At 69.8% G+C, this 23321-nt stretch carries 18 protein-coding genes; 12 read left to right on the forward strand and 6 right to left on the reverse strand.

The genetic code is table 11. The annotated features are described in order from the left end of the window. Positions 1–32 precede the first annotated feature (32 nt). On the forward strand, positions 33–1712 hold the full coding sequence (locus tag ACFVAE_RS06455) for a thiamine pyrophosphate-binding protein (protein WP_378889314.1): 1680 nt from the start codon (positions 33–35) through the stop codon (positions 1710–1712). Between the two features lie 103 nt (positions 1713–1815). Here the strand turns inward: ACFVAE_RS06455 and allB are convergent, their stop codons facing one another. The 4 genes from allB to ACFVAE_RS06475 form a co-directional block, all read right to left on the reverse strand. Then, positions 1816–3210, reverse strand: a complete 1395-nt coding sequence (allB, locus tag ACFVAE_RS06460) for an allantoinase AllB (protein WP_378889317.1) — start codon at positions 3208–3210, stop codon at positions 1816–1818. A 73-nt stretch (positions 3211–3283) separates the two neighbouring features. After that, the gene (locus ACFVAE_RS06465; protein ID WP_378889319.1) at positions 3284–4009 is read right to left on the reverse strand and encodes an aspartate/glutamate racemase family protein; all 726 of its coding nucleotides are present in this window, start codon (positions 4007–4009) and stop codon (positions 3284–3286) included. Between the two features lie 29 nt (positions 4010–4038). Beyond that, entirely contained in the window at positions 4039–5568 is a 1530-nt protein-coding gene (locus ACFVAE_RS06470) for an NCS1 family nucleobase:cation symporter-1 (RefSeq protein ID WP_378889321.1), read from the reverse strand. Between the two features lie 130 nt (positions 5569–5698). After that, positions 5699–7552 carry an FAD-dependent monooxygenase gene (locus tag ACFVAE_RS06475; protein ID WP_378889323.1) on the reverse strand — a complete coding sequence of 618 codons (1854 nt, stop codon included), beginning with the start codon at positions 7550–7552 and terminating at the stop codon, positions 5699–5701. Between the two features lie 65 nt (positions 7553–7617). Here ACFVAE_RS06475 and ACFVAE_RS06480 point away from each other — a divergent pair, with 65 nt between their 5' ends. Continuing rightward, on the forward strand, positions 7618–8325 hold the full coding sequence (locus ACFVAE_RS06480; RefSeq protein ID WP_378889326.1) for an IclR family transcriptional regulator: 708 nt from the start codon (positions 7618–7620) through the stop codon (positions 8323–8325). Between the two features lie 111 nt (positions 8326–8436). After that, complete coding sequence (locus ACFVAE_RS06485; RefSeq protein ID WP_378889328.1) at positions 8437–10470, forward strand: PQQ-binding-like beta-propeller repeat protein; 2034 nt, start codon at positions 8437–8439, stop codon at positions 10468–10470. 36 nt (positions 10471–10506) lie between these two features. On the opposite strand, the gene ACFVAE_RS06490 is transcribed toward ACFVAE_RS06485, so the two are convergent. Next, on the reverse strand, positions 10507–11688 hold the full coding sequence (locus tag ACFVAE_RS06490) for an FAD-dependent monooxygenase (protein WP_378889330.1): 1182 nt from the start codon (positions 11686–11688) through the stop codon (positions 10507–10509). A 95-nt stretch (positions 11689–11783) separates the two neighbouring features. On the opposite strand from ACFVAE_RS06490, the gene ACFVAE_RS06495 reads away from it, so the two are divergent. Further along, positions 11784–12500, forward strand: a complete 717-nt coding sequence (locus ACFVAE_RS06495) for a TetR/AcrR family transcriptional regulator (protein ID WP_378889333.1) — start codon at positions 11784–11786, stop codon at positions 12498–12500. 153 nt (positions 12501–12653) lie between these two features. On the opposite strand, the gene ACFVAE_RS06500 is transcribed toward ACFVAE_RS06495, so the two are convergent. Continuing rightward, complete coding sequence (locus ACFVAE_RS06500) at positions 12654–14033, reverse strand: MFS transporter (protein WP_378889335.1); 1380 nt, start codon at positions 14031–14033, stop codon at positions 12654–12656. Positions 14034–14104: 71 nt separating this feature from the next. Between ACFVAE_RS06500 and ACFVAE_RS06505 the strand changes: the two genes are divergently transcribed. The 8 genes from ACFVAE_RS06505 to ACFVAE_RS06540 are packed head-to-tail and all read left to right on the forward strand — an operon-like array spanning position 14105 to position 23288. Next, positions 14105–15700, forward strand: a complete 1596-nt coding sequence (locus ACFVAE_RS06505) for a fumarylacetoacetate hydrolase family protein (RefSeq protein ID WP_378889338.1) — start codon at positions 14105–14107, stop codon at positions 15698–15700. Continuing rightward, positions 15697–16365 (forward strand): GntR family transcriptional regulator, encoded by a 669-nt coding sequence (locus ACFVAE_RS06510; protein WP_378889340.1) that lies wholly within the window; start codon positions 15697–15699, stop codon positions 16363–16365. The genes ACFVAE_RS06505 and ACFVAE_RS06510 overlap by 4 nt, the downstream gene beginning before the upstream one ends. Positions 16366–16380: 15 nt before the next feature. Next, a complete protein-coding gene (hpaE, locus tag ACFVAE_RS06515; RefSeq protein ID WP_378889343.1) occupies positions 16381–17919 on the forward strand; it encodes a 5-carboxymethyl-2-hydroxymuconate semialdehyde dehydrogenase in 1539 nt (512 codons plus the stop codon). 38 nt (positions 17920–17957) lie between these two features. After that, positions 17958–19121, forward strand: coding sequence for a 3,4-dihydroxyphenylacetate 2,3-dioxygenase (gene hpaD / locus ACFVAE_RS06520; RefSeq protein ID WP_378889346.1), 1164 nt, complete (start codon positions 17958–17960; stop codon positions 19119–19121). Between the two features lie 2 nt (positions 19122–19123). Then, positions 19124–19906 carry a fumarylacetoacetate hydrolase family protein gene (locus ACFVAE_RS06525; protein ID WP_378890524.1) on the forward strand — a complete coding sequence of 261 codons (783 nt, stop codon included), beginning with the start codon at positions 19124–19126 and terminating at the stop codon, positions 19904–19906. 29 nt (positions 19907–19935) lie between these two features. Then, positions 19936–21150, forward strand: coding sequence for a nucleotide disphospho-sugar-binding domain-containing protein (locus ACFVAE_RS06530; protein ID WP_378889348.1), 1215 nt, complete (start codon positions 19936–19938; stop codon positions 21148–21150). 50 nt (positions 21151–21200) lie between these two features. Then, positions 21201–22004, forward strand: coding sequence for an HpcH/HpaI aldolase/citrate lyase family protein (locus ACFVAE_RS06535; RefSeq protein ID WP_378889351.1), 804 nt, complete (start codon positions 21201–21203; stop codon positions 22002–22004). A 51-nt stretch (positions 22005–22055) separates the two neighbouring features. Further along, positions 22056–23288: an MFS transporter gene (locus ACFVAE_RS06540; protein ID WP_378889354.1), complete on the forward strand. Its 1233-nt coding sequence runs from the start codon at positions 22056–22058 to the stop codon at positions 23286–23288. Positions 23289–23321: the final 33 nt, after the last annotated feature.

Genomic DNA, 23321 nt, shown 5'->3' on the forward strand with positions numbered 1-23321 from the left:
TCCTCATCCGTCCTGTTTCGAAAGGCTCTGTCATGCCCACCGTCTCCGCGCACGTCGCGCTCACCATCGCCCGCCACATCGACCACGTCTTCGGAGTGATGGGCAACGGCAACGCCTACTTCCTCGACGCGCTCGAGAAGCAGACGGATGCCACGTACACGGCCGTCCGTCACGAGCAGGGCGCCGTCGTCGCTGCAGACGCGCACTTCCGCGCCTCCGGCCGCATCGCCGCCGCCACGACCACCTACGGCGCCGGCTTCACGAACACGCTCACCGCGCTGGCCGAGTCGGTCCAGGCGCACATCCCGCTCGTGCTCGTCGTCGGGGACGAGCCCACCTCGGGCCCCCGTCCGTGGGATGTCGACCAGATCGCCCTCGCCTCCGGCGTCGGCGCGCGCACGTACACCGTCGGACATGCGGATGCCGCGGCCACGGTCGTCATCGCGATCGAGCACGCGCTCACCTACCGCGTGCCCGTCGTCCTCGCGATCCCCTACGACGTCGCCACGCTCGACGCCGGCGAGGTGCCCGCGGGCGACAGCCCCCGCATCCCCGCGCCGCTCGCGCCGCGCGGCGAGTTCGCCGACGGGATGCTGGACGAGATCGCCTCCGCGCTCGCCGGCGCCGAGCGTCCATTCCTGCTCGCCGGCCGCGGAGCCTGGCTGGCCGGCGCCGGCGAGGCGCTGGGCGAGCTCGCCGCGCTGACCGGCGCCCTGACCGCCTCGTCCGCGCTCGGCCGCGGCATCTTCCCCGAGCAGCAGTACGACCTCGGCGTCACCGGCGGTTTCGGTGCCGACGGTGCCATGGCGCTGGTGCGCCGAGCCGACGTGGCCGTCGTGTTCGGAGCATCCCTCAACCAGTTCACGATGCGGTTCGGCGACCTGTTCGCGCCCGGCACCCGGGTGTTCCAGGTGGATGTCGCGCCGGCCGCGACCCACGCGCACGTCGGCGGCTTCGTGCGGTCGGATGCCCGCCTCGCGGCCGAGTCACTCGTCGAGCGCGTGCGCGGCATCCGCGTCGTTGCGGGGGCGGAGCGAGACGAAACGCGCCAGCCCTCCTGGCGCGAGTCCGTCGACGTGGCCGCTGCCCGCGCCTACGAGCCCGGCGACGACCTCGCCGCGGACGGCCGCCTCGACCCGCGCTCGGCCGCGCGTCGCATCGCCGAGCTGCTGCCCGAGGACCGCGTCATCGTCTCGGACGGCGGTCACTTCATCGGCTGGGCGAACATGTACTGGCCGGTCGCATCGCCGGACCGCATGATGATGATCGGCACCGCCTTCCAGGCCATCGGCCAGGGCTGGCCGAGCGTCGTGGGCGCCACACGCGCCCGGCCCGAGTCGACCGTGGTGCTCACCAGCGGCGACGGCGGCGGGCTGATGGCGATCGCCGACCTCGAGTCTGCCGTGCGCGCCGCCGGCGGACGCGGTGTGGCCGTGGTCTGGAACGACGCCGCCTACGGCGCGGAGGTCAACCTCTACGGGCTGAAGGGCCTCGCCGAGCAGCCGATGCTGATCCCCCAGGTCGACTTCGCCGCCTTCGCCGCAGCCGTCGGTGCCGAGGGCGTCGCGGTGCACACGCTCGCCGACCTGGATCGCCTCGCGAGCTGGACGGCCGAGGACCCGGCATCCCGCCGCTTCCTCGTGCTGGACCTGCGCGTCTCCGGCGGCGTGATCGCGCCGTACCAGCACGAGATCATCCGCGTGAACTCCTGACATTCACCGCTCGTTGAGCGAGCGGAGCGAGACGAAACGCCTTCAGCCGACCTGAAAGCGTTTCGTCTCGCTCCTTCGTCGCTCGCTCAACGACCGGTCGGGATCAGTCCTCGGTCGTCATGCCACGGCGCAGCAGCCGGCCGCGCGGGGTCTCGAAGTCGATGACCTCGCCGTGCAGCCAGGTCTTGCGCACCTTGCCCGCCAGCGCCTTGCCGTTGTAGGGCGTGAGCTGGTTCTTGTGGTGCAGCTTCGTGACGTCGACGACGTAGGCGTCATCGGCGGCGAAGATCGAGAAGTCGGCGTCGTATCCGGGCGCGATGCGGCCCTTGCCGGTGAGGCCGGCGAACTGCGCGGGCTTCTCGCTCATCCACTCCACGACCGTCTCGAGCGACAGGCCGCGCTGGCGCGCCTCGGTCCAGATCAGTGAGAGGCCGAGCTGCAGCGATGCGACGCCGCCCCACGCCACGGCGAAGTCGCCGTTCTCGAGATCCTTCAGGTCGAGAGTCGAGGGCGAGTGGTCCGAGACGATGAAGTCGATGGTGCCGTCCTCGAGACCCTGCCAGAGCAGCTCGCGGTTGCCGGCCTCGCGGATCGGCGGGCAGCACTTGAACGCGGTCGCGCCATGCGGGATCTCCTCTGCCGTCAGCGTCAGGTAGTGCGGGCAGGTCTCGACCGTGATCTTCAGGCCGTCGTGCTTGGCGGTGCGCAGCATGGCCAGCGCGTCCGACGACGACAGGTGCAGGATGTGCGCGCGGCCGCCGGTCCATCGGGCGCGCTCGATGACCTCGGCGATGGCCAGGTTCTCTGCGCCGCGGGGACGGGAGGCCAGGAACTTGCCGTAGTCGTCGCCCTCGGGCTGCGGGGCGCGGTCGATCGCGCGGGAGTCCTCGGCGTGCACGATCATGACCGAGTCGAACTTCTTCAGCTCGCGCATGTCCTTCTCGAGCTCGTCCGGGTCCAGCGGCGGGAACTCGTCCACTCCGGAGTGCAGCAGGAAGCTCTTGAAGCCGAACACGCCGGCGTCGTGCAGCGGACGCAGGTCGTCGGTGTTGCCGGGGATCGCGCCGCCCCAGAAGCCCACGTCGACGTGCACCTGGTCACGCGCGACCGCACGCTTCTCGTTCAACGCGTCGACGCTGACCGTCGGCGGGATGCTGTTCAGCGGCATGTCCACGATGGTCGTGACACCGCCCGCGGCCGCGGCGCGGGTGGCGGAGGCGAAGCCCTCCCACTCGGTGCGGCCCGGCTCGTTGACGTGCACGTGCGTGTCGACCAGTCCGGGGATCAGCGTCTCGTCAGCGGCGAGCTCGATGATCTCGGTGCCCTGAAGGTTGTTGCCGTAGGGCTGCATCGCCACGATCTTCCCGTGGCGGACGCCGACCTCGCGAGGCGCGATGCCCGCCGTGGTCAGCACGCGCTGGCCGCGGATGACCAGGTCGTAGTGCTCACCGGTCGGGTCGAGAGACGCCGTTCCCTGCTGTTCGGTCTCGTGCGACATGTCGCGATTCCCTTCTGCCGGCTGCTTCGCCGGTTCTGCTGTGTTTCGGGGGTGATTGAATTGTGCGCCGTTATCAGCGTGCCAGGCTCGGGAACCCGGTGATCCGCTTGGGCCGCGGGGGCGCGTAGGTGCGCACCTTCGACGTGGTCAGCCCGAGGCGCACCAGCCCCTCGGCGACGGCGACCGCAGCCTGAACGCCGTCGACGACGGGCACGCCGCACAGCTCGACCACGCGGTCCTTCAACTCGGCCATCCCGCCGCAGCCGAGCACGATGACCTCGGCGCGGTCGATCTCGACGGCGCGCTGCGCCTCGGCGGCGATCGCCTCGATGGCGCGCTCGGGGTCGGACTCCAGCTCGAGCACGCCGAGTCCGGACGAGCGGACCGACGCGCAGCGATCGTGCAGGCCGGCCAGGATCAGGCGGTCCTCGATCAGGGGCACCGCGCGATCGAGCGTGGTGACCACCGAGTAGGACCGGCCGAGGTACATGGCGGTCGAGGCCGCAGCCTCGGTGATGTCGACGACCGGCACGTCGAGCAGCTCCTGCAGCCCCTCGCGGCCGTGCTCGCCGTACCCGGCCTGGATGACGGCGTCGTACTCGCCGTCGTACCGGACGACCTTGTCCATCACGGCGATCGCGGCGAGATAACTCTCGAAGTTGCCCTCGCACGACTCCGCGCCGAAGTCCGGGGTGAGGCCGATGATCTCGGTGTCCGGTGAGGCGACGGCCCGCGCCGCCTCTGCGATGCCCTCGGTCATCGTCTCCGTCGTGTTCACGTTCGCGACGAGAATGCGCATGTTCTTGTTCCGTTTCGGGTGTCGGGATGTCAGTGGGTCGGGGTGACGGCGATCTCGGTGCCCTCCACGTCGTGGAAGGGTCCCCGCCTGTCGGCGATGATCGCGTAGATGATCGCCGCGGACCCGGCTGCGACGAACCAGGAGAAGTCGTGCAGGCCCTTGAATGCGGGCACGAAGGTGATGATCAGGGCGAAGGCGCCGGAGAGGACCAGGGCGATCACGGCACGGGGGTTGAAGCCCCGCTTGTAGGCGTACTCGGCTGTCGGCGAGTCGGAGTACAGCTCGGGGACGTTGATGCGCTGCTTCTTGATGATCCAGTAGTCGACCATGATGATGCCGAACAGCGGGCCGAGCAGTGCGCCGAGGCCACCGAGGAACACGTTGATGACGACCGGCGAGTTGTAAAGGTTCCAGGGCAGGATGACCAGACCGATGACGGCCGAGACGATCGCCGCCTTGCGGAAGTTGAGGTGCCGCGGGAACAGGTTGGTCAGCGCGTAGGTCGGTGCGACGAAGTTGGCCATCAGGTTCACCGCGACGGTCAGCACGATCAGGGCCAGCGATGCCAGCACGAGCAGGAACGTGTTCGGGATGGCCGCGACCACCTGCGAGGGCGAGGTGATGAGCTCTCCGTTGATCTTGAACGATCCGCCGGTGAGCACCACGACGACGACGCCGAAGAACAGCATGTTGATCGGGATGCCCCAGAAGTTGCCCTTGACGATCGCCTTCTTCGACTTGGCACCGCGGGTGAAGTCGCAGAAGTTCAGCACGAAGGTCCCGTAGATGGCCACCCAGAGGGATGCCGCGCCGAGTGCGGTCAGCCAGAACTCGGCGCCCTGGGCCTGGCCGGCCGGCGCCCAGTCGATCTGGAAGCCGGACTGCACCAGCACCCACACGGCGAGCGCCACGAAGGTGGCGAGGATGATGGGGCCGGCCCAGGCCTCGTACTTGCGGATCATCTCCATGCCGTAGCTGACGATGATGACCTGGACGATCCAGAGCGCGACGAACGTGATCCAGCCGAGTGCGGACAGCCCGAGGAACGAGCCCTCCTGCAGCGCCCGCAGACCGGGGAGGATCGCGAGCAGCACCACCTGCAGCACCTGGGAGGCGAGGAAGGTCTGCACGCCGAACCAGGCGATCGCGACGCCGCCGCGCAGCAGCGCGGGGATCTGCGCCCCGTGGATGCCGAACGCGATGCGGCTCATGACGGGGAACGGGACGCCCGTCTTCTCGCCCATGTACCCGGACAGCGTGAGCAGCAGGAAGAGGAAGAGGGCGCCGAAGGCGAGCGCGGCGAGGACGCCGCCCGCACTGAGCCCCAGGGAGAACAGGCCGATGGCGAAGGCGTAGTTGCCGAGGCTGTGCACGTCGTTCGCCCACAGGGTGAAGATGCTGTAGGCACTCCAGTGCCGGCCCTCTCGAGTGGTGGGGGCGAGGTCGCTGTTGTACAGCCTCGGGCTGATGCCCGCCTGCACGGCGACCAGCGTGGACGGCGGCTCTGCCAGCCCCTCGGAGGCCCGGCTGGGTATGTGGACGTAGTCCTCTGCGGTCATTGTGATGGACCCCTCTCGGCGACGACTTCGTCGACGACACTCGATTTCACAATCCGAAAACTCTTTTTCGAATAGAGAGATTTCAGCACAAAAGGGGCCGTTTTGTCAACGACCCCTTCAGCACCCTCCCTCAGGATGCCGCGATGAACGCCCCATCGAGGAACGATGCCAGCTCGTCGCGCGCCTGCAGCGGCAGAATCGCCGCGACGTACTGGTCGGGACGGACGACCACGACGACTCCGTCGCGGGACAGGCCGCGCTCGTCGAAGATGTCGCTGCGGCACCAGGCGTTCGGCGCCGCGGAGTACACCTTCTCCCAGTCGGTCAGCCCGAGCGGGCCGGTCTTCGGCTGCAGCACGTCGGGCACATCGGGCAGGTCGATCTCCTCGAAGGCCTGCTGGTAGACCGCCTTCACGTCGAACACCGCGTCGAGGTCGGCGTCTGCCGGGGTGAACTTCGCGATCTCGCCGCCGATCCACGCGGCCCAGTCGTCGAGGGCGGCACCGGAGCGGTCGCCGAAGCCGTACACGCGCCAGCGCCCGTCGGCCTTGGCGTGGTGGCCGAGGTGCACGACGTTTCCGTCGCAGACCCGCACGACCTCGGCCGACTTGAAGCGCCGTCCGAGCGGGAAGCCCGTTGCGAGCTCCTGCCGCGAGGCATCCGCGACGATCATCGACGGCTGGTACTCGGTCATGAACCCGGAGGGGAACTCGGCGGTGCCGAGGTAGAAGGTCGCGAGCTCCTGAGGATCGGAGATCTCCTCGGGCTTGCGCGCCATCAGCGACGACCACTCTTTGTCGAAGTCGATCAGCTGCTGCGCCACGGGGCGACGCTCGGCGGCGTAAGTCTCCAGCAGCTCCTGCGGCGAGCGCCCGGTCAGCACGGCGCCGAGCTTCCAGCCCAGGTTGAAGCCGTCCTGCATCGAGACGTTCATGCCCTGACCGGCCTTGGCGGAGTGCGTGTGGCAGGCGTCACCGGTGAGGAAGACGCGCGGATGCCGGCCGGACTCGAGGGCGTCGTCGAAGCCGTCGGTGACCCGGTGCCCGACCTCGTAGACGCTGTGCCAGGCGACCTGCTTCACGTCGAGCGTGTAGGGATGCAGGATCTCGTTCGCCCTGCGGATGATCTCCTCGATCGGAGTGGAGCGCACCTGGTGGTTGTCGTCGTCGGCGACGGCGCCGAGGTCGATGTACATCCGGCTGAGGTAGCCGCCCTCGCGTGGGATGTGCAGGATGTTGCCGGCCTCGGCGTTGATGGCGCACTTGGTGCGCCAGTCAGGGAAGTCGGTGTTCACCAGCACATCCATGACGCCCCAGGCGTGCGCGGAGATGCCGCCGACGTGCTTGCGGCCGATGGCCTCGCGCACGCCGCTTCGGGCGCCGTCGCAGCCGGCGACGTACTTCGCGCGGATGGTGCGGTCGCCGGTCGCGGTGCGCACCTGCACCTCGACCGGGTACTCCCCCGTCTCGTGCGCGGTGAGCCCGGTGAACTCCACGCCGTAGTCGGGCACGATGCGGCCCGGCCCGTTGTGCGCGGCCTCGGCGAAGTAGTCCAGCACGCGGGCCTGGTTCACGATCAGGTGCGGGAACTCGCTGATCTTGTAGCCGTAGTCCTCCGTGCGGCTGGTGCGGATGATGTTCTCGGGATTCTCCGGGTCCGGGCCCCAGAAGTTCATCCAGCCGATGTTGTACGCCTCGGCGACGATGCGCTCTGCGAAGCCGAACGCCTGGAAGGTCTCGACGCTGCGCGGCTGGATGCCGTCTGCCTGGCCGAGCACCAGGCGACCCTCGCGCTTCTCGATGATGCGCGTGACCACGTCGGGGTACTGCGACATCTGCGCCGCCAGCAGCATGCCCGCGGGGCCGGAGCCGACGATGAGCACGTCGACCTCGTCGGGCAGGTCGGCGGGACGGTCGATCCCGGTGCCGGATGCCGGAAGCACCCGCGGATCGCCGGACACGTAGCCGTGATGGTGGAACTGCATCGTCGTCGATTCCTTCCAAGTGTTCTATATTCGAACACAGAGTTCTACTATTGAACAGATCGTATATGAAAGGGGCTCCCTTGGCCACCCCCGCCTCGCAGACGCTCAGCCGCGGCATCCGGATTCTGGAGATCCTCGCCGACGGGCCGGGCGCACTGTCCATCGACGACGTCGCGGCGCAGCTCGAGGTGCACCGCTCGATCGCGTACCGGCTGCTGCGCACGCTCGAGGACCACGGACTCGTCTCGCGGGACGCCGCGGGGATGGTCGCGCTCGGGCCGCGGATGGCCGCCCTGGCCGCCGGCGTCGCACACGATCTGCAGGCGGAGGCGCTGCCCGAGCTCACCGCGGTCGCGAACGAGCTGGGTCAGACCGCGTTCCTGGCCGTGCTCGACGGCGACGAGTGCATCACCCTCACCAGCGTCGAGCCCCGTCACGCGGTCGCCAATGTCGCGCAGCGGCCCGGCGCCCGACATCCGGTCACCGTGGGGGCGCCGGGCAAGGCGATCCTCACGCAGCTGCCCGACTCCCAGTGGCCGGATGCCGGTGCGGCGCTGCGCGCCGAGGTCGACGCCGCGCGCGAGCGCGGCTACGCGACCAGCCACGACGAGGTCATCCCCACGGTGCAGTCGATCGCGGTGCCGCTCGTGCTGCGCGGCAAGCGCCCCGCCGCGCTGGCCGTCGTGCACGTGGCATCCCGCTTCGACGACGCCGAGATCGCCGCCCGCCTGCGGCGCTCGGCCGCGACCATCCGCGACGCGCTCGGCGGCTGAGCACTGTCGGCCTGTTAGCTTCTGTTGCCTTTCCACCCGTTTCCTTGACCGCGCGTCGACGCGCCGCACAGACTCTCCTGCACGGCCCACCCACCCGTTCGAAGGAGAACGATGTCCTCGCTCACCCCCGCATCCCCGCAACTCTCCCGTCGCACGCTGCTGGCCACCGGCGCCGCCGCCGGACTCTTCGCGCTGGCTCAGATCGCCCTGCCCACCCAGTCGCACGCCGCGACCACTGCGAACGGCAAGGGTCCGACGAACACGGCACTCGGCCCGGGCATCGTGCAGTACTCCCTGATGAGCGGCGTCCTCGTCGGTGACATCTACTACGTCGGCTCACGCAACCTCGAGCCGGCCGGCGTCGTCGGAGTCGACCTGACCACGGGCAAGGTGGCGCACCAGACCACGCTCGAGAACGGATACGCGGTCCAGGCTCTGGCGGCCGACCCGCAGAGGAACGCCCTCTACATCGGGGTGCTGCAGAAGAGCGAGGGCACGAAGCCGAACCTGTACCGCTGGGACCTCTCCACGCCGGGGGCACCAGCCGTTCCGATCGGACGCATCGGCGACCGCGACGTGCGCGATGTGGCCGTCGCTTCCGACGGCGCGCTGTTCGCCGTCGGTGGCGGCAGCGCGACGGCACCGGCGCTGTGGCAGTGGAACCCGGTGACCGGCGCGGTCACCAGCCTCGGCATCCCGGATGCCACGGCCACCCTCGCCCGCGCCGTCGCCGCGACCGACACCCACGCCTACTTCGGCGCCGGCAGTACGCTCGGCGGCGGCGGGGCCACCTCACGCGCCTCACTGTACGCGTACGACCGCACGAGAGGCGGCTTCACCGACATCACCCCGTCCCGGATGCTGGCCGACCCCAGCATCCGCGAACTCGCCGTGCTCAACGGAGAACTGGTCGTCTCGACCGCGGGTGCCGCCGAGCCGACGAAGCTCGCCGTGCTCTCGACGGAGGATCACTCCGCACGCGCGGTCACCACATCGATCGGCAAGACGGCGAAGAACTTCACCGCCGTCGGCGACACGATCTACTGCGCCAACGAGACCGGCGTCCTCGCTTGGGACCCCGCGTCCGGCGCCCTTGCCCAACTCGATCTCGGCCCCCTCGATCTCGGCGAGATCTGGGGTCTGGACGCCCGCGGGCAGCATCTCGTCGCGGCATCCGGCTACGGCTTCCTCGGCGAGATCACGGCGGCCGGCGCGACCGTGCAGACGATCGATCTGAGCGCCGCAGGCGCGCCGGTGAGCGCGCAGACCTGCATGGGCGTCGCCGCGGGCGGCGGCTTCGCCTACGTCGGAGGCAACGGCGGCATCGCCCGCCACGACCTGACCACCGGAGAGGTCGTCAACCTGCTGCTGCCGGGCGAGGCGAAGGACGCCGAGGTGCTCGACGGTGTGCTCTACACCGGTCAGTACAGCGGGCAGGGCATCTGGCGCTACGACCCGCGCTCCGGCGCGCCCATCGCCCGCGTCGCCTCGTTCCCCGGCACCCAGAACCGACCGCTGGACACCGAATGGGATGCCGCGCACGGGCTGCTCCTGGTCGCAGCGCAGGCCGACACCGAGGGCGGCGGCTCGATCTGGACCTACGACCCGGCGACCGGGGCGAGCACGTGCAGCGTGAATCCGATCGACGACATCCAGCTGGTGCGCGCCGTGGCGGCGGCCGACGGCATCGCCTACCTCGGCGGCGACAACGCGCAGAAGACCGGCCCGCGCGGCACGATCGTGGCGTGGGATCCGGTGACCCGCGCAGAGCTCTGGCGACTCGAGACCGGGCAGCCGAACGGCATCGCCTCGCTCGAGACGCACGGCAGGAACCTGTTCGCACTCACCCTGCAGGGCACGCTGATCGTGATCGACCGCCCCACCAGGACCATCGTGCATACCGCGAACCTGCGCAGCATCTGCCCTGGATTCTCGGCGATGAAGGCCGCCCGCGGCGCGGTCTACGCGGTCTCGGACACGACCCTGTTCCGCATCGATCGTCGCACGTTCGCCTCGACCGTCGTGGTGCCCGAGATCAACGGCGGCTGGTACAGCGGTCCGCACCTGAACATCGACGAGGACGAGGCCATCTACACGCTTCGCGGGCGGGATCTGGTGAAGGTGGTCGACCACCCGCAGTCCTGAGCCGGGTGCCGCGCCCGGGTCGGGCGCGGCACCTGCTCAGCTCAGTCCGTACTCGGGGATGCTGTCGTCCGTGGCGAAGGTCTCGGTCATCCAGAGCATCGTGCGGTACATCAGGCGGTTCGTGAACATCCGGTCCCGCATCCGGATGCGACGCGCTGAGGGCGGCGCGAGGAACGGTCCGGCGTTCCCGGTGCGGGCGACCTTCGTCGGCTTGCGCATCCGGCGGTCGTAGGCGGCGAAGGCGACCTCGTGGTCGCCGCCGGCGGCGACAAGTTCTCCCGCGAGCACGTAGGCGCCCAGAAGCGCGAGACCGGTGCCGAACCCACCGAGGGTGTTCGCGTATCCGGCGTCGCCGACGAGCGCGAAGCGACCGCGCGTGAACGTCGACATCCGGGTGCGGGTGAGTGCGTCGAGGTAGAAGTCGGACGCCGTGCTCGCGGCATCGAGCGCCGCAGGCACGCGCCACGCCCCGTCCGCGAATGCGGACGCGAGGAAGGCCCGCTGCGACTCCACGTCATGGCGGTCGTAGCCGCCGGCGTCACCGCGGAACACGAACAGGGCCGGGGCCTTCTGCCCGCCGAGGAGCACCAGCCTGTCCGGGGTGTTGTACCCGTAGGCGACGGAGCGCCCGCCGGGGAGCACGGTCTCGAGTCCGTCCAGCGACACCTCTCCGCTCGCGACCGCGTAGTGGTAGCCGGAGGACTCGACGAATTCGTGCTCGGGTCCGAACGCCAGGCGCCGCACGGCGGAGTGCACCCCGTCGGCTCCGAGCACGAGATCGAAGCGCTCGGCAGCGCGTCTCGCGAACTCCACCGCGACCCCGTCCGTCGTCTCGGACATCGCCGTGATCTCATCGCCGAAGACGTACTCCGCATCACCGTCGGAATGCCGATGCAGGATGCCCGCGAGGTCGCCCCGCAGAATCTCCAGGTCGCCGCCGATGAACTCGCCCGGCACCACGGCCTGCACGCGGTCGTCGGCGTCGACCATGCGCCAGTCGGTCTTCGCGGTCTGGTTCGCGCGCACGTCGTCGAGGATCCCCATGCGCGCGAGGAGGTCGAGATGGGTGCGGCCCTTGAAGTCGACGGCCTGACCGCCCGGCCGCAGGGCGGGCGCCTTCTCGACGACGGTCACGTCGAAGCCGTTGCGGCCGAGCCAGCGGGCGAGCGCGGGCCCAGCGATGCTCGCGCCGGAGATGAGGATCTTCTTCACAGTCATGAGGTGCTCCCTGGTGAGGATGAATTAATTGCGTCCTTTGGACACAATAACTAATCGCGTACCCTGGACGCAATAACTTTCCCCGAGGAGGGCAGATGGCCGATCAGGACGACCCCGCCGGAGCAGGCGTGCTGTGGGGCACCCCGGCGCCGGCACGCCGGGGGCCGAAGCCGAAGCACACGCTCGACGGCATAGCCGAGGCCGCGTCCGCGATCGCCGACGCGGAGGGCCTGGACGCCGTCACGATGCAGCGCGTCGCGCAGAGCCTCGGAACGACGAAGATGGCGCTGTACCGCTACGTGCCCGGTCGCGCCGATCTGGATGCGGTGATACTCGACCGCGCGCTGGGAGCGCCTCCGTCGACCTCAGGGGCGACCTGGGAGCACGCGCTTACCGACTGGTCCCGTGCGCTGTACTCGCGGGCGCTCGAGCGCCCGTGGACGGTCGAACTGGCCCAGAGGCCGCACGTGCCCGGCCCGCAGGAGCTCACGTGGTACGAGCGCGGGCTGGAGGCCACCGACGGCCTGTCGCTGACGGCAGGCGAACGGCTCGACCTCCTGGCGCTGCTCTCGGGCCACGCGCTCTCACTGGTGCGCCAGCAGGCCAGATCGTCCTCCCCCGAGGAGGACCTGGCATCCCAGCTCGGCCCCGTCCTCGCTGCTCACACCGCGAGGTATCCGCGCGCGGTCGCCGCCTTTGCCGAGGCCGGCCGGGAGGGCTCCCGCGACGACGCGCTCCTGTTCGGGGTGCGCCGCATCCTCGCGGGTGTGGCGGCACTGCTCGAGGAGCGTCACCACGGAGCGGGCGACTGAGGACATCGACCGCCTCGCCCGGACATGCAGAATCCCGGAGCCCCTGCGGGGAGCATCCGGGATTCTGCCGTTCCGGGCCGGGCTCGCCGACTGCTCACGCTGTGACCTGCTGAGCGGCTCACAGCGTGAGCAGCGCGAGAAGGCGTGCCGAGATCAGGCCTTCGACATGCCGTAGATCGGGCTGACCGACTGCTCCTCCTCGTTGTCCGGTCCGAGGGGGATGCCGGAGCGGTCGCGCAGCAGCAGAGTCGCGATCAGGCCGATCAGCGTCATGCCCGCCAGGTACCAGGTGACGGCCTGCGTCGATCCGGTCGCGTCCACGATCGCGGTGGCGATGGTGGGTGCGAACGCGCCACCCGCGATCGCACCGATCGCGTACGAGATCGAGACACCGGAGAACCGGATGCTCGCCGGGAAGAGCTCGGTGTAGAGCGCCGCCTGCGGTCCGTAGGTGAATCCCAGGCCGACGGTGAGGATTGCGAGACCGGCGAACAGCAGCCAGATCTGCCCCGTGTTCACCAGTGGGAAGAGCGTGAAGACACCGACCAGCTGCAGGATCCAGCCGACGATGTAGGTGTTTCGCCGGCCGATGCGGTCCGAGACCCAGCCCGCCAGCAGCGTGGTGAGCAGCCAGGTCACCGCCGATCCGGTCACCGCCCAGAGCACCGGCCCGCGCTCGAGGCCGATCGGCCCCTCGGGGTTGGTCGCATAGCCCTGGATGTAACCGCCGGTGGTCATGTAGCCCACCGCGTTGTTCCCGGCGAAGACCAGCGCGGCGATGATCACGAGCAGCAGATGCTTGCGGAACAGCTGCACGATCGGCATCTTCGCCTTCTCCTTGCGCTCGGCGAGCTCGGCGAAGACCGGGCTCTCCTCCACGCGGCGCCGGACGTAGTATCCGACCAGGATGAGCACGACGCTGAGCAGGAACGGGATGCGCCACCCCCAGGCCACGAACTGATCGCCGGGGGCGATCGCGGTCATCAGCGCCATCACGCCGGAGGCGAGCAGCAGGCCGAGCGGGACACCGATCTGGGGCGAGGCGCCGAAGATGCCCCGCTTGGTGCGCGGCGCGTGCTCGACGGCCATCAGCACCGCACCGCCCCATTCGCCTCCGGCCGAGATGCCCTGGATGATCCGCAGCAGCACGAGCAGGATCGGAGCCGCGATGCCGATCGCCTCGTACGTGGGCAGCAGACCGATCAGCGCCGTCGCCGTCCCCATCAGGATGAGCGTCCACATCAGCACGGTCTTGCGTCCGAGCTTGTCTCCGAAGTGTCCGGCGAGGAAGGCGCCGAGCGGGCGGAACAGGAAGCTCACGCCGACGGTCGCGAAGGCGATCAGCGCGCTGTTCGCGCCGAGAGGGGCGAAGAACAGCTGGCCGAAGACGAGGCCGACGGCGGTGGCGTAGATGAAGAAGTCGTACCACTCGACGGTGGTGCCGACGACGGTGGCGAAGACGACGCGTCGCCTGTCGCTCGGTGATGCGATGGTGCCGGTCGGGGTGAACCCGTCCTGGTCTGAGCCGCTCATTGTCTCTCCTTCGAGGGTGACGTCCTTGTCGCGGCTGCCGGATGATCCGATGCTTGCCGCCGGGTATCAGGATGATATACGATTTCAAATACGACACACAAGAGCAGCGCAAGGAGGCGCCCGTGAGCCAGCCGATCCCCCACCCGGGCAAGATCATCGCCATCCACCTCAGCTACGCCTCCCGCGCGGACCAGCGCGGTCGGCGTCCGGCCGCTCCGTCCTACTTCTTCAAGCCGACCTCCTCGGTCGGGGTCTCCGGCGGCACCGTCGAGCGCCCCGCGGGCACCGAACTGCTCGCGTTCGAGGGCGAGATCGCGCTGGTCATCGGCACGGCCGCCCGCCGCGTCTCGCTCGAGGACGCCTGGTCGCACGTCGGCTGGGTCACCGCATCGAACGACCTCGGTCTCTACGACCTGCGCGCGAACGACAAGGGCTCGAACGTGCGCTCCAAGGGCGGCGACGGCTACACGCCGATCGGCCCCGACTACCTCGACGCGCGCGCCGTCGATCCGAACGCGCTGCGCGTGCGCGCCTGGGTGAACGGCGAGCTGCGCCAGGACGACACCTCGGCCGGCATGATCTTCCCGCTCGCCCAGCTGGTCGCCGATCTCTCCCAGCACTTCACGCTGCAGCCCGGAGACGTCATCCTCACCGGCACCCCGGCGGGTTCGTCGGTCATCGTGCCCGGCGACGTCGTCGAGATCGAGGTGGACGCTCCGGATGCGGGGCTCTCCTCCGGCCGGCTCATCACGACGGTGACCGAGGGCGACGCACCCTTCGACGAGTCGCTGGGCTCGCTCCCCGCCGTCGACGATCTGCAGCGCACCGAGGCCTGGGGCTCGCGCGAAGAGGCCGGGCTGCCTCCCGCACCCCCGGTCGTCGAGCTCCCTTCGTCTCGCTCAGCTCGCTCAGGACCCGCGGATGCAGGAGGCCTGTCCCCCGAGCTCCGCGCGAAGCTCGATCTCGCCCCCACCGCGGGGCTCTCCAGCCAGCTGCGCAAGCGCGGACTGCACTCCTGCTTCATCGACGGCGTGGCCGCGAACCTCCCTGGCACGAAGATCGTCGGCACCGCGAAGACCCTGCGCTTCGTGCCCGCCCGCGAGGACCTGTTCAAGAGCCATGGCGGCGGCTACAACGCGCAGAAGCGCTGCTTCGACGCCATCCGTCCGGGTGAGGTCGTCGTGATCGAGGCCCGCGGCGAGGCCGGGACGGGAACGCTCGGCGACATCCTCGCGCTGCGCGCGAAGACCCTCGGCGCAGCCGGTGTCGTCACCGACGGCGGCGTGCGCGACTTCGACGCGGTCGCGGAGATCGGTCTGCCGGTCTTCTCGCAGGGCGCGCACCCCTCGGTGCTCGGCCGCCGCCACGTGCCGTGGGACGTCGACGTGACGATCGCCTGCGGCGGCGCGACGGTGCAGCCCGGCGACATCATCGTCGGCGACGGCGACGGCGTGATCGTCATCCCCGCGAACCTCGCCGAGGAGGTCGCGGACGCGGCCCTCGCACAGGAGGACGAGGATGCCTGGATCGCCGAGCAGGTCGCTGCGGGGCATCCCGTCGACGGGCTGTTCCCGATGAACGCCGAGTGGCGCGCGAAGTACGACCAGCATCGGGTCCTGAGCGAGGAGCGCAGCGACGAGACGAAGGGCGCCGAGGTTCAGTCATGAGCATCCCCGCCCCGCCCACCAGCAAGTCCGAGGCCGCGTACGCCTGGATCCGCGAGCGCATCGCGAACCACGCTTTCGGCCCCGGCTACCGGCTGGTGCTCGGCGCGATCGCCGACGAGCTCGGCATGAGCGTCGTGCCCGTGCGCGAGGCGATCCGGCGGCTCGAGGCCGAGGGACTGGTGACCTTCGAGCGCAATGTGGGCGCCCGCGTCACGCTGGTCGACGAGAGCGAGTACGTGCACACCATGCAGACGCTCGGCCTTGTCGAGGGGTCGGCGACCGCCCTTTCCGCGCCGTTGCTGCTCGAGGACGACCTGGAGCGCGCCGACGAGATCAACAGCCGCATGCGGCACCTGCTCGATCACTTCGACGCGCACGCCTTCACGGCTCTGAACCGCGACTTCCACTCGGTGCTCTTCGAGCCCTGCCCCAACCCGCACCTGCTCGATCTCGTGCACCGGGGATGGTCGCGGCTGTCCGGCATCCGCGACTCGACGTTCGCGTTCGTGCCCGGCCGCGCGCAGCACTCCGTCGACGAGCACGTCGAGATCCTGAACCTGATCCGCACCGGCGCCGACCCGCTCGAGATCGAGCTGGCCGCGCGCAACCACCGCTGGCGCACCATGGACGCGTTCCTCGATGCCCGGCATCCGAAGACCGCCTGACCCCGAAGGATGATGATGACCGACGTGTTCGTTCCGGCCGACCTGCCGGCGAAGATCCAGCACTACATCGACGGCGAATTCGTCGATTCCATCGACGGCGATACCTTCGAGGTGCTCAACCCCGTCACCAACGAGACCTACGTGCACGCCGCCGCGGGCAAGAAGGCCGACATCGACCGCGCCGTCGCCGCCGCGCGCCGCGCCTTCACCGAGGGTCCCTGGCCGCGGATGCTGCCGCGCGAGCGCTCCCGGGTGCTGCACCGCATCGCCGACATCGTCGAGTCCCGCGACGCGCGCCTCGCCGAGCTGGAGTCCTTCGACTCCGGCCTGCCGATCACGCAGGCGCTGGGCCAGGCCCGCCGCGCAGCCGAGAACTTCCGCTTCTTCGCCGACCTGATCGTCGCCCAGGCCGACGACGCGTTCAAGGTGCCCGGCAAGCAGATGAACTACGTCAACCGCAAACCGATCGGCGTCGCAGGCCTGATCACGCCGTGGAACACGCCGTTCATGCTCGAGTCGTGGAAGCTCGGCCCCGCGCTGGCCACCGGCAACACCGTGGTGCTCAAGCCCGCCGAGTTCACGCCGCTGTCCGCGTCGCTGTGGGCCGGCATCTTCGAGGAGGCCGGACTCCCCAAGGGCGTCTTCAACCTGGTCAACGGACTGGGCGAGGATGCCGGTGACGCGCTGGTCAAGCACCCCGACGTCCCGCTCATCTCGTTCACCGGCGAGAGCAGCACCGGCCAGCTGATCTTCGGCAACGCCGCGCCCTTCCTCAAGGGCCTGTCGATGGAGCTCGGCGGCAAGAGCCCCGCCGTCGTCTTCGCCGACGCCGACCTCGACATCGCGATCGACGCCTGCATCTTCGGCGTCTTCTCGCTCAACGGCGAGCGCTGCACTGCGGGCTCGCGCATCCTCGTGCAGCGCGAGGTGTACGACGAGTTCGTCGAGAAGTACGCCGCGCAGGCGAAGCGCGTGAAGGTCGGCCACCCGCACGACCCGGCCACCGAGGTCGGCGCGCTGGTGCACCCGGAGCACTACGACAAGGTGATGAGCTACGTCGAGCTGGGCAAGACCGAGGGCCGGCTGGTCGCCGGCGGCGGCCGCCCGGAGGGGTTCCCCACGGGCAACTACGTCGCGCCGACCGTGTTCGCCGATGTCGCTCCCGACGCCCGGATCTTCCAGGAGGAGATCTTCGGCCCCGTGGTCGCGATCACGCCGTTCGACACCGAGGAAGAGGCGCTCGCCCTCGCGAACAACACGAAGTACGGCCTCGCCGCCTACATCTGGACCAACGACCTCAAGCGCGCGCACAACTTCGCCCAGTCCGTCGAGGCGGGCATGGTGTGGTTGAACTCGAACAACGTTCGCGACCTCCGCACCCCGTTCGGCGGCGTGAAGGCGTCCGGCCTCGGCCACGAGGGCGGCTACCGGTCGATCGACTTCTACACCGATCAGCAGAGCGTGCACATCACGCTGGGCGCACCGCACAACCCCACGTTCGGCAAGCAGGCTCCTCCGGCTGCCCCCGATCTGGACGACCCGGACCCCCGCTGACCGCGGCACCCGGGTGAAGAACAAGCAAGGACGCTGACATGACCAACCGTGAAGACATGACCCTCACCTCCTCCGGCTTCTACGTGAGCCAGGAGGCGCCGATCCGCACCGACAACCCGACTCCGACGCCGACCAGCACCCCGCCGGACGTGCTGCGCTGCGCGTACATGGAGCTCGTCGTCACCGACCTCGCCGCGTCGCGGCAGTTCTACGTCGACATCCTCGGGCTGTACGTCACCAGCGAGGACGACGAGGCGATCTACCTGCGCTCCACCGAGGAGTTCATCCACCACAACCTGGTGCTGCGCAAGGGCCCGATCGCCGCCGTCGCCGCGTTCTCGTACCGCGTGCGGACCCCGGAGGACCTCGACCGCGCCGTCGAGTTCTACACCGAGCTCGGCTGCGATGTGCGCCGTGATCCGGACGGGTTCGTCAAGGGCATCGGCGACTCGGTGCGCGTCGTCGACCCGCTCGGCTTCCCGTACGAGTTCTTCCACCAGACCGAGCACCAGGAGCGGATGTCCTGGCGCTACGACCTGCACATCCCCGGTGAGCTGGTGCGCCTCGACCACTTCAACCAGGTCACCCCCGATGTGCCCCGCGCGGTGAAGTTCATGCAGGATCTGGGCTTCCGCGTCACCGAGGACATCCAGGACGAGGAGGGCACGGTCTACGCCGCGTGGATGCGCCGCAAGCCCACCGTGCACGACACCGCCATGACCGGCGGCGACGGGCCCCGCATGCATCACGTCTGCTTCGCGACGCACGAGAAGCACAACATCCTCGCCATCTGCGACAAGCTCGGCGCGCTGCGCCGTTCCGACGCGATCGAGCGCGGCCCCGGTCGCCACGGCGTGAGCAACGCGTTCTACCTGTACCTGCGCGACCCCGACGGGCACCGCGTCGAGGTGTACACGCAGGACTACTACACCGGCGACCCGGACAACCCGGTCATCACCTGGGACGTGCACGACAACCAGCGCCGCGACTGGTGGGGCAACCCGGTCGTGCCGTCCTGGTACACCGACGCGTCGCTGGTGCTCGACCTGGACGGCAACCCGCAGCCGGTGCACTCGCGCACCGACAGCAGCGAGATGGCGGTCACGATCGGCGCCGACGGGTTCAGCTACACCCGCTCCGCGGACGACGAGGCCATGCCCGAGTGGAAGCAGGGTGAGTACAAGCTGGGACACCAGCTGTGACTCTGCCCGCGGAGACCATCGCGGCCATCGCCGAGGAGCTCGCCGAGGCCGAGCGCACGCGCGTGCTGATCCCCCGGATCACCGCGCGGTACCCGGATGCCACGATCGAGGACTCCTACGCGATCCAGGGGGTCTGGCGCGACCGCCAGCTCGCCGCGGGCCGACGTCTCGTCGGCCGCAAGATCGGGCTGACCTCCAAGGCCATGCAGCAGGCGACCGGAATCACCGAGCCCGACTACGGCGTGATGTTCGACGACACCGTGTACGCGTCGGGCTCCGACATCCGGTTCGACGACTTCTCGAACGTGCGCATCGAGGTCGAGCTGGCGTTCGTGCTCAAGGCGCCGCTGGAGGGGCCGGACTGCACGCTCGACGACGCCCTGGCCGCGATCGACTACGCGGTCCCGGCGCTCGAGGTGCTGAACTCGCACATCGAGCTCGAGGGGCGCACCATCGTCGACACCATCAGCGACAACGCCGCCTACGGCGCGATGGTGCTCGGCGACGTGCACATGCGGCCCGACGAGATCGATCTGCGCTGGGTGCCGGGCGTCCTCAGCCGCAACGGCGAAATCGAGGAGACCGGTGTCGCCGCCGGCGTGCTCGGGCATCCGGCCACCGGCGTGGCGTGGCTCGCGAACAAGTTCCATCAGCACGGCGCACGGCTCGAGGCGGGCGAGATCATCCTCGCGGGTTCGTTCACCCGGCCGATGTGGGTCTCGAAGGGCGACGAGGTGCTCTGCGACTACCGCGAGATGGGCACGATCGCCTGCCGCTTCGTGTGATCGATCGGCCGGGGGCGTAGCGTCGAATCATGTCCGTGCTCTTCGTCGCGACGATGCCCGCCTCCGGCCATGTCAATCCCCTACTGCCTGTGCTCTCCCGGCTCACCGCCGCCGGCACGAGGGTGGTGGCAGCGGGCACCGAGGAGTTCGCAGCGCGGATACGGGCGTCGGGCGCAGAGTTCGTTCCCTATCCCGCCGGTGTCCTGGAGTCGTCCGACATCGCCGAGGCCACGCAGAGCGGCAGCAGCGTCGCGGTGATCGTTCGGGTGCTGAAGGCGACCGAGGCGTTCGCGCCCTTCGTCGCAGAGCAGGCGAAGCAGGCATCGGCGACCGCGATCCTGCACGACTCGAACGCACTGTGGGGCCGGATCGGCGCGCGCCTGGCCGGCCTGCCGACGGTGTCGTTCATGACGACGATCCTGATCGGCACGAGCGCGATCAGGGCGCTCTCACTGCGCGAGTCGATGGCCGAGACGTGGCCGACCATGCGCTCGCTGCCGGCAGCGGTGAGCGGCCGCCGCGAGCTGGTACGGATGTTCGGCAAGGGCCTCGTACCGTCGACGCCGATGCTGCCGCTCCGCGGCGACCTGACGATCTTCCCCGTTCCTCGCGACCTGCAGGGGCCGGACGACCGGCTGGACGACACGTGCGTGTTCGTCGGGCCGACGGCCGATGCCGGTGCCCCGGCCGACCTGGACGACGGGCTGCGCGCCTTCATCGAGGGGCCCGATCCGATGATCCTCGTCTCGCTCGGCACGCTGCATGCCGCCGGCGAGGAGTTCTTCGAGGCCTGCGCCGCGGCACTCGGCGACCTGCCGGTGCGCGTCGTGCTTGCGACGGGGCGCGGCGATCTGGCGACCGCGCTGCCCGCCAACGTCCTGGCCCTGCCGCGCGTGCCGCAGACCGACCTTCTGGCTCGCGCCGACGTGTTCGTCACTCACGGCGGTATGAACAGCGCGCTGGAGGGCATCGCCGCCGGCGTGCCGCTGGTGGTCGTGCCGCAGCAGGTCGAGCAGTTCCTGATCGGGCAGGCGTTCGCCGATCGGCACGCGGCCCTGGTGCTGCGCGAGAACCTCTCCGGGCGCCCGGTTCCGGCCGACGAGCTGCGCGTGGCCGTGCGCACCGCACTCGACGTGCCGCGCTTCCGAGAGGCCGCCGCCGAGCTCGCCGAGCGCATGCGGGAGGAGGGCGGCGCCGACCGGGCCGCCGAGCTCATCAGGGCTTTCCTCACATCTAACCTATGAACATGGCGGCCCCTTCCGCCCATCCGCTCACTGACGATCGAGGAGCATCCATGGCACTGCAGCTCGCCCCCACCTTCCGCGCGCGACTCAACGGGAGCGATCGCGCCCTCGTCGGCATGTGGGCGTGCACCGGCTCGCCGCTGGTGACGGAGATCGCGGCCGGATCGGGGCTCGACTGGCTGCTGATCGACATGGAGCACTCCGCCAACACGCTGGACTCGGTGCTCGTGCAGCTGCAGGTCACCGCCGGCTACCCGATCACGCCCGTCGTGCGCGTGCCGGCAGGCGACACGGTGATGATCAAGCAGGTCCTCGACCTCGGCGCGCAGAACCTGATCGTGCCGATGGTGTCCTCCGCCGAGGAGGCGCAGGCCGCGGTGCGCGCGGTGCGGTACCCGCCGGCCGGCGTGCGCGGCGTGGGCAGCGCGCTGGCGCGCAGCGCACGCTGGAACCGCGTCGACGGCTACCTGCAGAATGCCGATGCGCACACCACTCTGGTGGTGCAGATCGAGACCGCCGCCGGGGTGGATGCGGCGGAGGAGATCGCCGCCGTCGACGGCGTCGACGCCGTGTTCGTCGGTCCCAGCGACCTGGCCGCGTCGATGGGCCACCTCGGTCAGCAGACGCACCCCGACGTGCTCGCCGCCGTCGCCCGCGCGTTCGCCGCAGTGAAGGGCGCCGGCAAGCCGGTGGGTGTGAACGCCTTCGACCCGGTGGCCGCCGAGGAGTACATCGCGCACGGCACCGACTTCATCGCGGTCGGCGCCGACGTCGCACTGCTCGCCAGGGCGTCCGAGGCGCTCGCGACGCGCTTCATCCCGGCATCCGACTCCGCGCAGCGCGCGTCGTACTGACGCGCGCGGCGCGTGTCAGAATCGACGGATGCCCCTCCTGAGACCCGCCCGATGAGCCGCGGCCTCGCGGCGCTGGGCGACCGCAACTTCCGCTGGTTCTTCCTCGCCCGCGCGATCACGCTGATCACCGGATCGATGTCGTCGATCGCGCTCGCGTTCGCGGTGCTCGCCATCGACAACCACCCGGAGAGCCTCTCCTACGTGCTCGCCGCTTTCACGATCGCCAACATCGTGTTCGTGTTGTTCGGCGGAGTGGTCGCCGACCGCCTGCCGCGAGCCCTGGTGATCCAGGTCTGCTACGTGCTGGACATCCTCTCGATCGGCACGGTCGCGGTGCTCCTGTTCACCGGCACCGCGAGCATCCCCGCGATGGTCGCCCTGGCTGCGGTCAACGGCGCATCGACCGCCTTCGTGCTGCCCGCGATGCAGGGGCTCATCCCGCGGCTGACCACGCCGGCGCACCTGCAGCAGGCCAACGCGATGCTGTCGTTCGTGCGCTCGGCGGTGACCATCGGCGGCCCGGTGATCGCCGGTGTGCTGGTCGCGACGGTCGGGCCGGCCTGGGCGATGGTCGTGCAGGTCGTCGGGTGGCTCGCCGCGATCCCGATCCTCGCGATGGTGAAGCTGCCGCCGCCGTCCGGCTCCGGCGAGTTCTCCCTGTTCGCCGATCTGCGCACGGGCTGGACCGAGTTCTGGAGCCGCTCCTGGCTGTGGACCATCGTGCTCGCGTTCATGATCATGAATGCGATCCACGTGGGGGCATGGGGCGTCGTCGGGCCGTACATCGCGAAGAACGACGACCGCCTCGGAATCTCCGGCTGGGGCTGGGTGGTCAGCGCCGAGGGGCTCGGCGTGCTCCTGATGACACTGATCCTGATGCGGTTCCCGCTGCGCCGGCCGCTGCGGCTCGGCATGGTCGGCATGGCGGTCTTCGCCATCCCGCTCACCGTGCTCGGGGTGCATCCCGTCGTCGTGCTGCTCGCGATCGCTGCGTTCCTCGCCGGCGCCGGCGGCGAGATCTTCAGCACCGGCTGGAGCGTCGCGATGATGGAGAACATCCCCGGCGACAAGCTCTCCCGGGTGTCCAGCTACGACATGCTCGGCAGTTTCGTGGTCATGCCCGTCGGGACGCTGATCTACGGCTGGCTGATCACACGCGCCGACCCGGCGACGGTGCTCGTGACCTCCGGCATCCTGTACGCGGTGATCGCGCTCTCGGCCCTCGCGGTGCCGAGCGTCTGGCGGATGGGACGCGCCGATGGCGCGATCGCGCCGCATTCATAGCGGGTACCGGGCACGTTCAAAGGCGCACAGGGT

The sequence above is a fragment of the Microbacterium sp. NPDC057659 genome (genome assembly GCF_042799915.1).
Taxonomy (GTDB): domain Bacteria; phylum Actinomycetota; class Actinomycetes; order Actinomycetales; family Microbacteriaceae; genus Microbacterium.

Excerpts from the sequence above, each read along its gene's own strand:
- ACFVAE_RS06455 (WP_378889314.1), top strand. The coding sequence starts at position 33 with ATGCCCACCGTCTCCGCGCACGTCGCGCTCACCATCGCCCGCCACATC.
- allB (WP_378889317.1), bottom strand. The coding sequence starts at position 3,210 with ATGTCGCACGAGACCGAACAGCAGGGAACGGCGTCTCTCGACCCGACC.
- ACFVAE_RS06465 (WP_378889319.1), bottom strand. The coding sequence starts at position 4,009 with ATGCGCATTCTCGTCGCGAACGTGAACACGACGGAGACGATGACCGAG.
- ACFVAE_RS06470 (WP_378889321.1), bottom strand. The coding sequence starts at position 5,568 with ATGACCGCAGAGGACTACGTCCACATACCCAGCCGGGCCTCCGAGGGG.
- ACFVAE_RS06475 (WP_378889323.1), bottom strand. The coding sequence starts at position 7,552 with ATGCAGTTCCACCATCACGGCTACGTGTCCGGCGATCCGCGGGTGCTT.
- ACFVAE_RS06480 (WP_378889326.1), top strand. The coding sequence starts at position 7,618 with ATGAAAGGGGCTCCCTTGGCCACCCCCGCCTCGCAGACGCTCAGCCGC.
- ACFVAE_RS06485 (WP_378889328.1), top strand. The coding sequence starts at position 8,437 with ATGTCCTCGCTCACCCCCGCATCCCCGCAACTCTCCCGTCGCACGCTG.
- ACFVAE_RS06490 (WP_378889330.1), bottom strand. The coding sequence starts at position 11,688 with ATGACTGTGAAGAAGATCCTCATCTCCGGCGCGAGCATCGCTGGGCCC.
- ACFVAE_RS06495 (WP_378889333.1), top strand. The coding sequence starts at position 11,784 with ATGGCCGATCAGGACGACCCCGCCGGAGCAGGCGTGCTGTGGGGCACC.
- ACFVAE_RS06500 (WP_378889335.1), bottom strand. The coding sequence starts at position 14,033 with ATGAGCGGCTCAGACCAGGACGGGTTCACCCCGACCGGCACCATCGCA.
- ACFVAE_RS06505 (WP_378889338.1), top strand. The coding sequence starts at position 14,105 with ATGATATACGATTTCAAATACGACACACAAGAGCAGCGCAAGGAGGCG.
- ACFVAE_RS06510 (WP_378889340.1), top strand. The coding sequence starts at position 15,697 with ATGAGCATCCCCGCCCCGCCCACCAGCAAGTCCGAGGCCGCGTACGCC.
- hpaE (WP_378889343.1), top strand. The coding sequence starts at position 16,381 with ATGACCGACGTGTTCGTTCCGGCCGACCTGCCGGCGAAGATCCAGCAC.
- hpaD (WP_378889346.1), top strand. The coding sequence starts at position 17,958 with ATGACCAACCGTGAAGACATGACCCTCACCTCCTCCGGCTTCTACGTG.
- ACFVAE_RS06530 (WP_378889348.1), top strand. The coding sequence starts at position 19,936 with ATGTCCGTGCTCTTCGTCGCGACGATGCCCGCCTCCGGCCATGTCAAT.
- ACFVAE_RS06535 (WP_378889351.1), top strand. The coding sequence starts at position 21,201 with ATGGCACTGCAGCTCGCCCCCACCTTCCGCGCGCGACTCAACGGGAGC.
- ACFVAE_RS06540 (WP_378889354.1), top strand. The coding sequence starts at position 22,056 with ATGAGCCGCGGCCTCGCGGCGCTGGGCGACCGCAACTTCCGCTGGTTC.